18 protein-coding genes and 1 pseudogene are annotated in these 13,637 nt (G+C 36.6%); 3 read left to right on the forward strand and 16 right to left on the reverse strand.

The window, feature by feature from the left end:
* Positions 1 to 193: 193 nt before the first annotated feature.
* The 3 genes from MKO96_RS01880 to MKO96_RS01890 form a co-directional block, all read right to left on the reverse strand.
* Complete coding sequence (locus tag MKO96_RS01880; protein ID WP_240586480.1) at positions 194 to 973, reverse strand: hypothetical protein; 780 nt, start codon at positions 971 to 973, stop codon at positions 194 to 196.
* Positions 974 to 1,172: 199 nt separating this feature from the next.
* Entirely contained in the window at positions 1,173 to 1,550 is a 378-nt protein-coding gene (locus MKO96_RS01885; protein WP_240586481.1) for an ArpU family phage packaging/lysis transcriptional regulator, read from the reverse strand.
* A 41-nt stretch (positions 1,551 to 1,591) separates the two neighbouring features.
* Positions 1,592 to 1,765, reverse strand: a complete 174-nt coding sequence (locus tag MKO96_RS01890; protein WP_240586482.1) for a hypothetical protein — start codon at positions 1,763 to 1,765, stop codon at positions 1,592 to 1,594.
* Between the two features lie 139 nt (positions 1,766 to 1,904).
* Here MKO96_RS01890 and gerPF point away from each other — a divergent pair, with 139 nt between their 5' ends.
* From gerPF to fosB, 3 genes are all read left to right on the forward strand, one after another.
* Complete coding sequence (gerPF, locus tag MKO96_RS01895; RefSeq protein WP_053513850.1) at positions 1,905 to 2,120, forward strand: spore germination protein GerPF; 216 nt, start codon at positions 1,905 to 1,907, stop codon at positions 2,118 to 2,120.
* A gap of 876 nt (positions 2,121 to 2,996) precedes the next feature.
* Positions 2,997 to 3,770 carry a collagen-like protein gene (locus MKO96_RS01900; RefSeq protein ID WP_240586483.1) on the forward strand — a complete coding sequence of 258 codons (774 nt, stop codon included), beginning with the start codon at positions 2,997 to 2,999 and terminating at the stop codon, positions 3,768 to 3,770.
* Between the two features lie 952 nt (positions 3,771 to 4,722).
* On the forward strand, positions 4,723 to 5,142 hold the full coding sequence (gene fosB, locus MKO96_RS01905) for a FosB/FosD family fosfomycin resistance bacillithiol transferase (RefSeq protein ID WP_240586484.1): 420 nt from the start codon (positions 4,723 to 4,725) through the stop codon (positions 5,140 to 5,142).
* Positions 5,143 to 5,448: 306 nt separating this feature from the next.
* Here fosB and MKO96_RS01910 read toward each other — a convergent pair whose 3' ends face one another.
* The 13 genes and pseudogenes from MKO96_RS01910 to recT all read right to left on the reverse strand — a co-directional run bounded on the left by MKO96_RS01910 (position 5,449) and on the right by recT (position 13,623).
* Entirely contained in the window at positions 5,449 to 6,177 is a 729-nt protein-coding gene (locus MKO96_RS01910; protein ID WP_240586485.1) for a sigma-70 family RNA polymerase sigma factor, read from the reverse strand.
* A complete protein-coding gene (locus tag MKO96_RS01915) occupies positions 6,170 to 6,571 on the reverse strand; it encodes a hypothetical protein (protein ID WP_240586486.1) in 402 nt (133 codons plus the stop codon). The genes MKO96_RS01910 and MKO96_RS01915 overlap by 8 nt, the downstream gene beginning before the upstream one ends.
* Positions 6,572 to 6,580: 9 nt before the next feature.
* On the reverse strand, positions 6,581 to 7,279 hold the full coding sequence (locus MKO96_RS01920; protein WP_240587370.1) for a hypothetical protein: 699 nt from the start codon (positions 7,277 to 7,279) through the stop codon (positions 6,581 to 6,583).
* 33 nt (positions 7,280 to 7,312) lie between these two features.
* Positions 7,313 to 7,525: pseudogene (locus MKO96_RS01925) on the reverse strand (hypothetical protein); the annotation flags it as partial.
* A gap of 18 nt (positions 7,526 to 7,543) precedes the next feature.
* On the reverse strand, positions 7,544 to 8,275 hold the full coding sequence (locus MKO96_RS01930) for a 2-methylcitrate dehydratase (protein ID WP_240586487.1): 732 nt from the start codon (positions 8,273 to 8,275) through the stop codon (positions 7,544 to 7,546).
* A 13-nt stretch (positions 8,276 to 8,288) separates the two neighbouring features.
* Positions 8,289 to 8,705, reverse strand: a complete 417-nt coding sequence (locus MKO96_RS01935) for a DUF1064 domain-containing protein (protein WP_240586488.1) — start codon at positions 8,703 to 8,705, stop codon at positions 8,289 to 8,291.
* Positions 8,698 to 9,333 (reverse strand): hypothetical protein, encoded by a 636-nt coding sequence (locus tag MKO96_RS01940; protein ID WP_240586489.1) that lies wholly within the window; start codon positions 9,331 to 9,333, stop codon positions 8,698 to 8,700. The genes MKO96_RS01935 and MKO96_RS01940 overlap by 8 nt, the downstream gene beginning before the upstream one ends.
* Before the next feature lie 555 nt (positions 9,334 to 9,888).
* Entirely contained in the window at positions 9,889 to 10,335 is a 447-nt protein-coding gene (locus MKO96_RS01945) for an MFS transporter (RefSeq protein ID WP_240586490.1), read from the reverse strand.
* A 15-nt stretch (positions 10,336 to 10,350) separates the two neighbouring features.
* On the reverse strand, positions 10,351 to 10,833 hold the full coding sequence (locus MKO96_RS01950; protein WP_240586491.1) for a YpiB family protein: 483 nt from the start codon (positions 10,831 to 10,833) through the stop codon (positions 10,351 to 10,353).
* A complete protein-coding gene (locus MKO96_RS01955) occupies positions 10,814 to 11,002 on the reverse strand; it encodes a hypothetical protein (protein ID WP_000335953.1) in 189 nt (62 codons plus the stop codon). Before MKO96_RS01955 ends, MKO96_RS01950 begins: the two co-directional genes overlap by 20 nt.
* 5 nt (positions 11,003 to 11,007) lie before the next feature.
* Entirely contained in the window at positions 11,008 to 11,712 is a 705-nt protein-coding gene (locus MKO96_RS01960; RefSeq protein ID WP_240587371.1) for an ATP-binding protein, read from the reverse strand.
* 58 nt (positions 11,713 to 11,770) lie between these two features.
* Complete coding sequence (locus MKO96_RS01965; protein ID WP_240586492.1) at positions 11,771 to 12,628, reverse strand: DnaD domain protein; 858 nt, start codon at positions 12,626 to 12,628, stop codon at positions 11,771 to 11,773.
* Between the two features lie 170 nt (positions 12,629 to 12,798).
* Positions 12,799 to 13,623 carry a recombination protein RecT gene (gene recT, locus MKO96_RS01970; RefSeq protein ID WP_240586493.1) on the reverse strand — a complete coding sequence of 275 codons (825 nt, stop codon included), beginning with the start codon at positions 13,621 to 13,623 and terminating at the stop codon, positions 12,799 to 12,801.
* Positions 13,624 to 13,637 lie beyond the last annotated feature (14 nt).

Here is a 13,637-nt window from a genome sequence, read left to right on the forward strand (position 1 = left end):
ATTGGTCTTTTCATTCTCCGTCCACTCCGACCGAGTAACGTTTTGATAAAGGGGCTATGATCATTGGTTATGAGCGCATAGATACGTTATCCCCACACTATTCTTTTTTCAAAGAACTGTATAGGTATAGCGTAATATAGATTCTGTTTTGAAAAATCCTCAAAAACGTCCCCTTTTTGTCGGTAAAAAATCATTATCTACTTTCGATATAACTTCTAATTTTTTTATCATAATAGTAAGGTGCAAACATATGATAACTATTATCCAAATAACCTATTGGCATTATATATTTTATTAATTCCTCAAAGTAATGGTAAAATGTCTTGTCGAATTCTTTTAGTTTTTCTTGCCAACTTGATATATCCAAAGTTCTTCTTGTTAACATTCTGTGCTTGATTTCATTTACACTTCCATCTGGATTTTCATAACCCACAGAAACAGCTAAATGTTCATATTGTACGCCAAGACCTTCTGTATATGTACTACCTCTATGTTTCAAGTAATTATACATGTCACGTATTTCTCTAGTTAAATTACTATTAAAAAAGCTTTTGAGTCTTTCTCTGATTTTAAATTCTTTTGCTAGTGTTAATTTATAAGTAAGTTCTTCAAAATTACATTTACTTGCTGAGTTAAAAAAACGATTTTCGTCGATTATCAGTCCTAAATCATTTTCCCCATAAAAATACCATAAAACTTGCCATGATAAATCAATACAATAATTATAATAAGCCAGTGCTTCTTTAAGAAATCTACTTCTCAACATAGTTAAATGTAATTCATCTGTTTTTGAAATTAAATCCCCAAAATTTTTACATTCCATATATTCTAATGACATTCTAGCATTGGAGAATTGTTCATAAACATCAGCTATTTTAGAACCAGCTGCAACTACATTTGCTTCAAAATTATAATATTGCGGTTCACCTGGATCATAATCAAGCCAATGATGACAAGAGTGCTCTTCCATCAATTCCACTCACCCTTCATTTTCTATTTAAAATTACTATACAATATATCCTATGAAACTTACTAATCTTAACAACATTTCATTTTATACAATAAGCACCTTTTGTCTTCAATAAAGAAAGGCCTTGTCTTAAGACAAGGGGCAAAGTTGCAAAATATACACCTTTTCTAGAATAATATAGATTATCAAAACATACAAAAAACTAAATAATCCCTAAAGCAGTAGCTATCAACCAAATAGCACTTTTTTTATTCTCATAAAAATTATCACGTCGCATCATCAACTCGTTATAAACATAGGAATCTTTCACTTTCTCATTCCCTAAATACTTTAACTCAATAATCTGTCGCTGATCTTCATCAAGTGCATGTTTTAACGTCCGTTCAATTTGTTTAAAACGTATCTCATGATTCTTATCGTCACCTTTCATTTTAGGAAAAAGAACAACACCCCCAGCTTGAGCCTGTTCTTCTTGATTCTTCATCCGGACGCACAATGCTTTGTAGTTTTTCAGCTCCTTCACCACAAGTCTTCGCATCTCCTTTTCATCGATGTCTTCAAAAAATGACAATTGATTCATATGATACGGTTCCCCTCCGTTCGATCTACTCTGTTGAACTTTTACTTCATTTCCTTTTTACATTCTTCAAGAAAATCGATAGCCTCTTGAACCTGTTCTTTTGTTGAAAGTAATTCCATCACATTGCCTTCTGTGCTATAAACACGAATCGTTCTCTCCTTAAACTCCATTCCAAACATCCCATCATCACCTAAAAGCTTTATGTTAGCTTTCATTCTTCTCACCTCTTTCTAAATGAATTATTTTATTAGAATCTTCACGAACAATAGTTTCGAAAACTTAGATCCAAATGAGCCTCTAGACGAATACACCATATGCTAATTTAAATACTTTCTAAGAAAGCGGGTGCGTACTATGCCTTCTGTTGTTGGAAATCTCGTCGTTCAAAACAGTAATGGTGCTTTCAACTTAGGGGATTTTTATAACGTATCTCCGAAAGAAAATACGAAAGCTTATAACGGATCTGGCGCTTCCAATGTTGGGTTTGTTGTAAATACTTTTAATGGTGTTAGTGCTACAAATACATTTGATGCTGATGTTGCAGACCAAAACCAAGTTGGAACAGCCTAAACTTATTCAATTATCCCTATCCCCTGAATAAAACTCAATATTTCGTCAATACTGTAGACACATGATTATCTTTCTCCGATTTCCTTATATGAGCCGTTAGCTTTTGCTAGCTGCTCTTTTTTACAGTACAGGTACCCATTTACTTTAAAATGAATAAACTATCTTGAACCTTACTTTACAGACATTCATTGGTTCATAATTCATAAATATAACCCTAATACACAGAATGTTTTTCAAGCGAGCACTTTAGCATAAGTGCTCGTTTTATTTTGGTAATTTTCTACAAAATGAAATTTTTGTTTAATTTATAAAATACAACCGCTTGTCCACTTCAACCCATTCACCATCGTATATCATTCAACCACCATTATCGTACAAATCTTCTTGTATTTTCCTTTCACCTCACTTCTCACTTTCAATATGCTCTATAATTTTTCTTAATGATTCTTGCGCTTTTATATAATCGCTTTCCAACTTCTTGATTTATTTTTCATTTTCTTCACCTCCTATGACGAGCAATCATAGAAGGTGAGGTTATGAATGAAGGAAATATTGTTTTCCGTGGAGCTGCTGTTGAATCAAGTTTAATTGGCTCAACACGTTCACCTATTTTCCGTCATTCACTTTACCAACAGAAGCAACAGGAGCAACAGGTTCAACGATGTTGATTTAGGAAGCGGATTCCCTTATATATATTAAAAGCTTTTTGAAGTGAACCCATGTTCCTTATATATTATGGAATGGGTTTATATTTGTGGCATAAGGGCTTATTTTTTTATTTATTTTAATTTTCAAGGGCCTTTTTCTTATACTTGTTTGTTAACCAATTCATAAGTTGTAGTGTGTAAGTGGGTGAATGATAAGGATGGTGTAAAAATGAGTGAATTTAAAAAGAAATTTCATATTCCATGTGAGTGTTTTCTCCCCCCGGTACCCCCACCTCAAGTTGGGCCAACCGGGCCGACTGGACCAACTGGACCAACTGGGCCAACTGGGCCGACCGGACCAACTGGGCCAACTGGGCCGACTGGACCAACCGGGCCGACTGGACCAACCGGGGCTACAGGAGTTACAGGACCTACGGGACCAGCTGCTACGGCATGTTGCCCATGTACGAATGTTCTTGATAACCCTGGATTTGATGAACCTGCAACACCAGGTACTCCAGTTCCAGGATGGATTGTAACGGGAAATGTTTCAGAAGTAGGATTTCCAAATGCGCACAGCGGTCGTTTTCTTCCAAATGGATCCTTGAGTGCTTTAGCTGTTTCTATTGGACCTGGTGGAATTATGACCCAATCTGTTGATGTGGGCGAAGGTTGTTGCTTTACCCTTTCTTTTGCTGGGGATATAAGAGATGGAGCAATCCTTGTTGCTTCTGTATCGTTTCCAGAACTTGGTCAAGGATGTCCTCCTAACCCTACAACACTTGGACCATTAAACATTCCGCACATTGTACCTGTTGCAAATCAACAACAAGCTGGCTTCCAACATTATACCCTTGTTGTGTGTATACCTGCTGATGTAACTACAGCATGTATTAGTTTCCAAAACTTAGCTACGGGTGGAGAAGGCGCAACAGCTTTTGTTGATAATGTTGTATTCCAACCTACTGGTGGACCATGCACTTCATGTTCACAAAATTTTTAATGCATTAATATATCTGAAGATTTTCGTTTTTCTAGCAAATCCAATAACTATTAAAGAGGGCCCCCTGGCTCTCTTTTCATATTAAAAATCACCATATGCGCCCATATTTATGAAGCCCTTTAACATTTTCTGCGGGGCTTCTTTTTTTACAAGTCGTTAGTAAACTGTGCTGACTACCTTGATTTACAAAATTACTTTTTGTTCACTTTTTCGATACATTTATGAAACATTCACATGTTATCTTCAGTATGTTCTATTCTTTTTGAAGAACCATGTGAGAATACCAAAATAAGAAGCCCCTAGAGCCCTAACTCTAGGGGCTTTTTGTTTTTAAATAAGGACTTTGTTTAAATTTACCTTAATTCTCATCAAATTTTCTTAACATTCAAATTAACAATTGTATAATATACTTAAACTATTTGTATGAGAGGTGATTATTATGAACTGGAAACAAAAATACAATCCAAAGTATCTCTTTTACCGCATGTATAGTTATATTTATAAAGCCCTTGATGATATATCATGGTCCTTAAAATAATTTAGATTGTTATGAGTACACATTTGCTGTGTGCTCTTTTCACATTCCAATAAGTCGCACTCTAAATTGATTGTTTCTCCGTGATCATACTTCCATAACTTATTCCCACACTGAGGGCATTCTAAATTTGTTATACCGCTCATCTTTCTTCACCTATATTAATATATATAAATATTAAGTTGCTCATTTGATTATCCTAGTGTTATAATGGGAGAGATCGATTGTTATATTCACTAATCAAACTCATGTAATTTTTCTCAGAGTTCGTTAATCACAGCCCCTAGACGCGCACCGTTAGGGGCTGAACTCTTTTCAAATAAGAATTTTGTAGTAATTCTTTATAAATCGCCCTTAAACTTATATAATCTTTATATAAAAATATTAAAAATCATTTAATTATAAGGAGAGCTTCGTATGCTACAAGGTATTAATCATATTTGTTTTTCTGTTTCAAACTTGGAAAAATCTATTGAATTCTATCAAAAGATACTTCAAGCAAAATTATTAGTAACAGGTAGAAAATTAGCGTATTTTGATTTAAATGGATTATGGATTGCTTTAAATGTTGAAGAAGATATACCAAGAAATGAAATTAAGCAATCTTATACACATATAGCTTTTACTGTAACAAATGAAGAATTAGATCATTTAAAAGAAATATTAATTCAAAATGAAGTTAATATTTTACATGGCCGAGAAAGAGACGCGAGAGACCAAAGATCTCTTTACTTTACAGACCCGGATGGCCATAAGTTTGAATTCCACACTGGTACTTTGCAAAACCGCTTAGAGTACTATAAAGAGGATAAAAAACATATGACCTTTTACAAATAACGCTTTTGTTATAATTTATGAACATATTTTAGACCTAAAAATCCTACCGAATATTTTCAGGATAAATTTACCGGATGAGTTAACAGAAATTTCGTGTTATTCTAAACGTGTTGAATATCCCAATACATTCAACAATGCTCTTGATTGCATACTTAGTATGCAGCCATCCATCCAGATACCTTAGCTAATACGTCCCCCTAATCGTCGTTATTGCTAAGGTATCTTTTAGATGCCCTGTGTGCAGGGCTTTTTTATTTCAGTGATGATACTTTTAGTCCAATTTTCTAATAAAATTCAAAATTGGTACTACTTTGCCACCCCTTGCTCTCTCCCAAAAGCTGCAGCTCTTCCCTTGATTCGTTTTAATATGCGACTAATTTGAGTCTGAGTAACCCCTACACGTTCACCAATACTTTCTTGTGACATATGATTTGAATACATATCCCAGATCATTAACTCTCTATCTGGTAGCGTGTTTTTAAAAGAATGTATTACCATCTTTTCTTCAATCTCTTCTGTTTTACGTATTGAGCTTTCATCAACAAGTTTTGACTCAAGTGTAATTTCTGCGTTCTCTCCACCTGAAGAATACATTACTTCACTTAAATAACTTGGAATTTGCTGATATTTCATAGCTACTTCTACATCCTCGACAGATACGCCTAATTGCTGGCTAATATCCTCTGGTTTATCCTCTGTTAACCCTCCCCTTTGGATTCTGCCTTTTAAATAAAATATATCTCGTGTTACCTTAATCTTTTGATTATCTATAATTGCCCTTGTAGTTTCTCCATATATTTTAGGAATCGCTAATGTTGAAAATTTGCATCCGTATGCAGGGTTAAAGTCTCTTCTCGCTTTAAGTAAACCAATCATGCCACTTTGAATAAGATCCTCTACATCTAAACCAGTAGTAGTTTTTATTGATTCCAAAACCGCTCCGTACTTTCTCCACACAAACTTATAAACTAGCTTTTTATATTCCTTCACAAACTCATCATCCGACATGGCTTTCACATCAACTACTTCAGGCATTCGCTCCACCCCTTTTAATTTCTCTCATATTAGTAGGCCCCGTCCATTTCCCTTCACGTTCCCACTTCTTCTTGAGCTTTCCAACGTAAGTAAAACTGCGTTCATACATAATGCTGATTTCCGTATCCGGAATACCTTGTACATTCAAACCTCTTACAATTTCAGGGGTTAATCCAATTGGCGCTCTCTTTCTAGGTCCGCCGTTCTTTTTCGGTTGTGTATCGAAATATCTACCCAACTGGCGTAAATCTTGACCAGTCGGGCATGCCTTACATTCATTAACACTAAAACATTCGTTGGATGTACGATTGTAAAAACAACGTCTACATTTCTGTTCGATAATGTCACCAATTTGGTATGTGAGCTCTTTTCGTTCTTCCTTTGTCAGTTTCATACCATCCACCTACAAGACTGCCTTGAGCGCCATACCGAGCGCTTGTGATCTACCTTGTAACTCAAGTCGATGCTCACGTTCTTTCGCAGCTGTCTCTTCTGCGGCGCGTAAAATGATATGCATTTTTCGTAGGTCATGCTCTAATTCATGATTCTTTTCCGTAATCGCATTAAATTCGTTTAACAATGTGCTGTAATCTTCTTCACGAGATTGTAGCTGGTCTTGCATGAATTTAAGTACATCTTCCCCTTCCATGCGTGCTTTCGTTTCTGCGATCAGATCTTGCGCAAGTTTTTCTTTTATACCTTTTAAGTCCTTATACAGTTTCGATACTTCACTTAGTACTTTTTGAAGTACATCTTTTTCATCCAGAATGTCATTTAATCGCTCTTTCCAAGAATCATCTAGCGTTTCTATTTTGTCGGTATGTTTAGCCACTATAGAATTTAATTTTGGCGGTTTAGATTCCGTATTCTGAACGTTTTGAGGTTGTGGTGATGGTTTTATGTTCTGTAGATTCTTTGTTGTGCCTACACGCTTAACAGGCGTTCCGTTTGCTTCGCGCCTTTTAGAAATATGGTAATACAAGTTCTTTTCACTTACCCCAAGATAACTAGCGATTTTTACCCAAGTCCACTTCACTGAATCTGCCTCGCGTAACTTATTCGCTGTTGCACATAATTGATCCCAGTTTTTTTGTTCAGCCATATGTTCCGTTCTCCCCTCGAGTAGGCTCTCACCTAAGCTTTTTAGACTTTTACCGATTTCACAGTTCTCTGAACACCAACGCGCTATTGCATAATTATTTCCAATTGATTTCGGAACAGTTTTACACGCTTTACAGTGACCATCTTGTATATTTAAAATCCTAAGTCGGACCTTACGTTTTTCAGTTTTGTTCAATCCATCACCCCATATGAGATTGAAAGGCAGGTAGTACAACGAAATTGCCATACTACCAACCTGTATTTATTAGTCTTCTAATTTTTCATTGAAAGGCTTCTCCTCATCAGTGACTTCATTTTCTTCAGAAGATTCCAATTCTTTTCTTTGCACCTGCTCTTCTTCCGTTACAACTGGTTCATCTGTCTCTGTTTCTTCCTTCGGTTTCTCTTCTGCTTTTGGCTGCTCTGCTACATCTGGCTGTTTCTCTTTCCATTCGTGCCATTTAATTGCCATTGGTGCGATACGAGCGCGGTAATCATCTATCATTTCAATCAGCTTCACGTTAGAAATTTTCAGCTCATTTGCTAACTTTAGATATGACTCTCCTTCGAGTTTTCGTTTTACGATGTAAGCAAAATCATGTGGTAAATCATCTAAACCTGGAGCAAGGCCACTAATGATAAACGCATCTACAATTTCACGATCTGCTTGCTCTTTCTCTTCACGAGTTGAAATTTTCTCTTCGGGAATATCGAAATCAGCTTCTAATTGTTCAAACGATGCCTTTACTTCTTTCACAACACCTTTATCATCAACTTCATACTGTGTTAGTGGTTCGTTCGTTTTCGCATTTACAGTAACATTGAAATTAACCTGCATGGATTCCAGTGAGATAAATACCTTTGTATCAATCATTTCTGAAAGTACATCCAACTTACCGCGTAATGATGAATCCGTTACCTCCAAAACGATTTCTTTCTTCCCATCAGGTTTAAGATTCACTTTCTTTAATGTTGGTTTGAATTCGATATATGACATATGATCCGCTCCCTTATTTCGCTTGTTTTAGTTTTTTCTCTTCACGCTTTAATTTGTTGAACTCATCTAGTGTGATGAATCCGCCATATTTGATAACATGCTTTAAAAGAATGAGTTGTAAGTGTGGATATTTATATTCGAACACCTTCTTTTTCACCGCGAATGTTTCCGTCACCATACCCTTTATGTCTATGACTTCCACATCACCATTTGGCAAATAGACCATGAAGTCTGCACTATATGTAATTGCCTTAAATTTCTTACCGTTCTTTGTAAATGCCGGTTGCAATGTAAATCTCGGCTGTAATTCAAAGCTCGTAATTTCACCTGCAGCTTGGCGGATTTTTAATCCGGAGTAATAATCCGCTTCTGCTTTGCTATGAAAAATGATGCCATCTACCTCTACTTTTTTTGCGTTATACTTATTCAAGTTTCTTCCCCCTTTGGGATGGCGAAATTAACTTTTCTCCACGGATTCCTTTATGATATCGATATTTCAAACAACCATAGCTGACATCATATTTCTCTGCTGCATCCATCAAATTCAAATGTTCTCCGTGAATCCATACAAATATCGAATCCCTTTTATTTCGATCTTGCTGTTTTCTAGTAACCCACCTACAATTTTCAGGTTCATAATTCCCATTCGGGTCGATTCGATCAATACTTAACGGTTCTTTGTATCCATTTTCGGCAGCCCATTTTTTGAAAACGACAAAATCATACCACTCATCACAAACTTTTATCCCACGTTCACCGTAGTACTTATAGTTTGTTGAATTTGGATTATTACAGCGTTGCAGCATATCAGCCCATTTTTTGTATAGCTTTGTGCAACTGCTGGAATGTTTTGTTACCTTCTCCAACCGTAGACACCCACACGATTGATTGTCACCTGTCCTAAGTCCAGCAATATCCACTTCAACTTTCTTTCCGCAATCACACTCACAAAGAAATATTTTTCTTTGTGAATTATTTCTTTTCCCTGTATCTTCTAATACGACCAATCTTCCAAAACGCTTTCCTACAGAAACTTTCTTATTGTTATATTTACTCATAACTTTTCTCTTTCGCTTCACTAATTAACTGAGTGATTTCATATACAGCATTTTGTGCACGTTCCATGTTTCTTCACCCCTTGAATATTTTTCAAAAATCAATACATACTATTTTCAAGCCGCTTAATCCACGGCTGGTACTTCCTTCTTTTACAGTAAGAGGCAGATTGGTTCATCACTTTTCTAATTCTTACTGTATATTTTTAAAAATATCGAAAATAATACCAACAAGCTGTTTGAACTAGCAGCTTTACTCTTCTCGTAATGGGAATGCAATTTATCACAATTTGCTAACTCATTCGACTAACTGGCAGACAACCGAAAATGTTGTCTGCTTTTTGTATGGAATTTTTCATTTTACATATACTACTTTTGAGCCTGTTACCAATGCAAGCCATTTGGTGTTTTGAATTCCGACTAAGCTTTTTGTTGCATAGATTATCACATCTTTGACAACACTGTTTTAAAGCGCGTTTTCTGGTTATTCGTAGTTCTAATCCAGAATAATTTTTCTCCTATAAAGGACGGCAGGTACGACTGCTCGTCCTTTTTTACTTATACCGCATACTCTCCCTTCTGATAATTTCGAACCACATTGCCCTCATCATCGTAGTAAGCAATTTCCCAATAAGGATGGCAGTTGTGCTTTTCAATTTCTCCATCGAACAAAACGAACAGATTAGTTTTCCAGTTCCCAACGATCGTACCCCACATGCCAGCTACGTTTACTCGCATACCCATGTAAACAAAATGTAGGTTTCTAAAGTTTTGCATTTTCTTAAACGCTTGTTCTGTGCTGTACATCCGCTTGATATCAAAAACCCCTTCGTTCTCACACTTTACAAACTTCATGAATTCAGCCATTGGCATCGTTAGAAGCTTTGTTCTGAACTGTTGCCAGTACAGAAATCTTGCCTTTCCTTCAGTTTCCGCTACCACATATTCTTCATTCGGCCATTGTTCGAAAATGGTAGTGAGTTTGAATTTGTAAAGGATCACCATCTTTCCATCTCCCCCTTAATTCACAATCAACTTGCGGAACAGTTCTTCGTTTCTTGTGTCTAGTGCATGATTAATGAGTTGGTATTTTATTAACTTTTCAATTTCATCATGATCTTCCCCATCGATATGCGTTTCAAGTGAGCACTCATCATCTTCAAGTACTTCCATGTACAAAGGTTCCTTGTATTTACCTTTAAAATTGATTTGAATATATATCGGTGCATCATTCACATTGAAATGATGATATGCTGACATCCCATCTGTAACAGTTAAATTTGGTTTATAAAACGCGAACAGTTGACCTTCTGAAAACTCTGCAGAAATTTCAATTCCATACGGATACTTCTTTGCATTTTCAACAAAATGGATTCTCGTTACAAACCTTAAATGCTTACGAAATGTGTAGATGAACGGAAAGCCCTCATGTCTTCGGGGCAAGATATGATTTAAAAGAAATTGTATAAACTCGCGCTTTTTCTCAACCGACACGTTGCTCATGCAGTAACCCCCTTTTCCATCCTTCAAATTTTTGTATCCAAGCATCCCAATGTTCTTGGTATGAAGCTTCCTGCTGCTTTGCTACCTCACAATTACAACCCTCAACCGTTATCATCCCAGGATAAATTTCTTTATGAACTACGCCAGTGTTACTGCATGTCATGCACATTTTCTTCACTCCTTTTCACGATAATCATCGCCTTCTACAGCGATTAAATAATGTTTACTCATGCCGAACAAACGGCTCTTTGCTGCATAACCAATCTTTTCAGGTAATGTCTCATCATCTTCATTAGAGCTGTATAAAATCGGTAAATTATGTCGATACCGATAATCAATAATTTGATAGTAGAGATTCTCTTTTGCTTCTGACCATTTTGATTTCCCTAAATCATCCCAAATGAGAACCTCTACTTTTTTTGCATGATCCATCAGGCGATTAAATTCTTTTTTATCATCATTCATCATCTTGGCTGCAATGAGATCATCCATAAAAGTTCCGTCTGATATTAGAAGCACGCTATATCCTTGGTTCATAAGATACTTTGCTGCAGCTACTTGAAGATGCGTTTTACCAAGTCCAAAACTGTTATGTTCTCTCTTTGCTTGCGCTCGCTTTGCTAGCTCTAATTGCTTAATTCGTAACTCACCAAATGTTGCAACAAAACCTAAACTATTTTGTTTTGTCCCTTTGATTTGTTTAAAGTAATGCAGATACTCCACCATCGTTTTGTAAAGAAACTTTTGTTGCTCTGTTTCCCGCTTGTAAGAATCAAAACGGGCATTTGTAAATTCTTGGGGAATCATTGCGTTTTTTAACCTACGCTCTAATACTCGTTGCGCTTTGCATTCACAATCTTTTTGCATAGACACTCTCATACCGAATTGATTAACTTCTTCGTAAAAAATCACTTCTGAATTCTGACATTTTAAACATCTATACTCGTTTGATGTAGTTGGGTCTATTGCGTTCTCTGCTTGCAATTTCTTCCTCATAGCTTCTGCCCGTACTAAAACCTTTGCCAGCGCGTCCCCTACGTGTTGCATTCTCTACACCACCTCTTTGATTTTTATAATCCTCATCAAGCTTGATTACATCTGCCATTGTTTTCACGTTACTCTTTTGCCAGTTGAATAAAATACCGCTAATGTATTTCCATCGCTTTGCGTTCTGATCAACCGCTCTATCGACAGCTTCCATAATGATTTGGCTTCCTAATACATCACTGAATTCTCCAAGGTCCTGCATAGCCGTTTCACTTAATGGAATGTTGTTTTGTAAAAGGTAGTTATAACTTTTTTGAAATTCCTCATCTATCAATGGGTGCTTATCTACATCATCATTAGTTAGATTAGTACTTGGTATCTCAGTACTTAGTAAATCATTAGTATTTAGTAGTGGCGGTTTTTCCATCGACTGGTTTTCCATACGCATGGTTTTCCAGTCAGTGGTTTTTCCACTAGGTGGTTTTTCCAGTGGGTGGTTTTCTCCCTCTATGGTTGGTACTTCATATACAGCAGTTTCCCAATGCGAGATTTTTCCTGTTTCTGGATTTTGTACTGGGTAGCGTTTTAAATAACCAGCCTTTTTTAACTCTTTTAAGGTATTTGCTGTCGTTTCTTTTCCGTCTTTAGCATGTTGACTTAACTCTGTAGCATGAAAAGTCCAATCATCTGGCAAAGATAGCATGTATGCTAATAATCCTTTTGCTCGCCAACTCAGATTTTCATCACGTAAAGGCGTGTTGTGTATCACCGAGTAATTCGTATCCTTCTTAACTCGAAAGATGCCCATCTTATGACCCCCTAGTGCAAATCGCGATGTAAGCTCCATTTTCCTTAATGACTTTCTCTATCCGATAACCTGGATAACCAGTTTGTATATAACGTGCAATCGACTGTTTTAACTCATCTTTTGATTGTGCCCTCTCCCACAATTTGCGAGAGAGTAGCACCTTTGATTTATTACTCACCTTCAATCACGAAATCGCCTTGTCCGTCTCCTTCGATTGGTTGCTCCACTTCGATTTGATCAGCTTCAATAAATTCTGGTTCTTCCGTGATATCCTTGCGCACCACTTCGTCATGCTGCGCTTGTGATTGTACTTCAATGCTGATTGGTAAGTATTTAAACATGTATCGAACCACTGTTTTCTTCGCCATTTCATCATAGTCACTTGCCCATGGACTATGACTGGAATTAGCAGCTGCCGAACGTTGGCGGCGCTTTTCGATTTCGCTCTTTGGCATAAACTCCATTTGATGCCCGCCATCTTTGAAATGCGCTACTGCATACGCCCCAATAAATTCACCACGTTCACCAAATGATGGCTTATGCTTTAACTGCGGATGTAAGCCAAGCTCATATTCAAACTCATCATTTTCATATACTGCATGAGCGTAAATGCTTTGAATATGACCAGAACGTCTAGCTAAATCAATCATCCCTTTATAGCCGATAATGAACTGGACTTCCATTTTGTTTTGTTTTTTATTTTTAAAAGGTAAAAGGTAGCAATGGCCAAGTAAACCTGGCTCTAATCCTAATTGCACCGCCTGCATGACTGCCCCCATAAGAGAAGGAACTTCACATTCTAATAACTTTGGATTCGTGCGAATTGTTGTTAGTGCGATACGGCTCATACGCTCCATACTCATGTGCTTTGGTAAGACTTCTGCAAAACGTGGAGCCATTTTCTTCATATAACCTTCAACCAATTTATCCGGTGTTGCAGGTGCGCTTGCCTTACGATTTGCCAATTGATTTTTAATTTGATCGTTAGTTGCCATTATTTATTTCCTCC

The organism is Bacillus sp. ES1-5, from assembly GCF_022487605.1.
GTDB classification, from domain to species: Bacteria; Bacillota; Bacilli; order Bacillales; family Bacillaceae_G; genus Bacillus_A; species Bacillus_A wiedmannii.

What these genes read in the sequence shown, in the direction of transcription:
- MKO96_RS01885 (WP_240586481.1), bottom strand. Translation starts at nt 1,550, where the DNA reads ATGAATCAATTGTCATTTTTTGAAGACATCGATGAAAAGGAGATGCGA.
- MKO96_RS01890 (WP_240586482.1), bottom strand. Translation starts at nt 1,765, where the DNA reads ATGAAAGCTAACATAAAGCTTTTAGGTGATGATGGGATGTTTGGAATG.
- gerPF (WP_053513850.1), top strand. Translation starts at nt 1,905, where the DNA reads ATGCCTTCTGTTGTTGGAAATCTCGTCGTTCAAAACAGTAATGGTGCT.
- MKO96_RS01900 (WP_240586483.1), top strand. Translation starts at nt 2,997, where the DNA reads ATGAGTGAATTTAAAAAGAAATTTCATATTCCATGTGAGTGTTTTCTC.
- fosB (WP_240586484.1), top strand. Translation starts at nt 4,723, where the DNA reads ATGCTACAAGGTATTAATCATATTTGTTTTTCTGTTTCAAACTTGGAA.
- MKO96_RS01910 (WP_240586485.1), bottom strand. Translation starts at nt 6,177, where the DNA reads ATGCCTGAAGTAGTTGATGTGAAAGCCATGTCGGATGATGAGTTTGTG.
- MKO96_RS01915 (WP_240586486.1), bottom strand. Translation starts at nt 6,571, where the DNA reads ATGAAACTGACAAAGGAAGAACGAAAAGAGCTCACATACCAAATTGGT.
- MKO96_RS01920 (WP_240587370.1), bottom strand. Translation starts at nt 7,279, where the DNA reads ATGGCTGAACAAAAAAACTGGGATCAATTATGTGCAACAGCGAATAAG.
- MKO96_RS01930 (WP_240586487.1), bottom strand. Translation starts at nt 8,275, where the DNA reads ATGTCATATATCGAATTCAAACCAACATTAAAGAAAGTGAATCTTAAA.
- MKO96_RS01940 (WP_240586489.1), bottom strand. Translation starts at nt 9,333, where the DNA reads ATGAGTAAATATAACAATAAGAAAGTTTCTGTAGGAAAGCGTTTTGGA.
- MKO96_RS01945 (WP_240586490.1), bottom strand. Translation starts at nt 10,335, where the DNA reads ATGGTGATCCTTTACAAATTCAAACTCACTACCATTTTCGAACAATGG.
- MKO96_RS01950 (WP_240586491.1), bottom strand. Translation starts at nt 10,833, where the DNA reads ATGAGCAACGTGTCGGTTGAGAAAAAGCGCGAGTTTATACAATTTCTT.
- MKO96_RS01955 (WP_000335953.1), bottom strand. Translation starts at nt 11,002, where the DNA reads ATGTGCATGACATGCAGTAACACTGGCGTAGTTCATAAAGAAATTTAT.
- MKO96_RS01960 (WP_240587371.1), bottom strand. Translation starts at nt 11,712, where the DNA reads ATGAGAGTGTCTATGCAAAAAGATTGTGAATGCAAAGCGCAACGAGTA.
- MKO96_RS01965 (WP_240586492.1), bottom strand. Translation starts at nt 12,628, where the DNA reads ATGGGCATCTTTCGAGTTAAGAAGGATACGAATTACTCGGTGATACAC.
- recT (WP_240586493.1), bottom strand. Translation starts at nt 13,623, where the DNA reads ATGGCAACTAACGATCAAATTAAAAATCAATTGGCAAATCGTAAGGCA.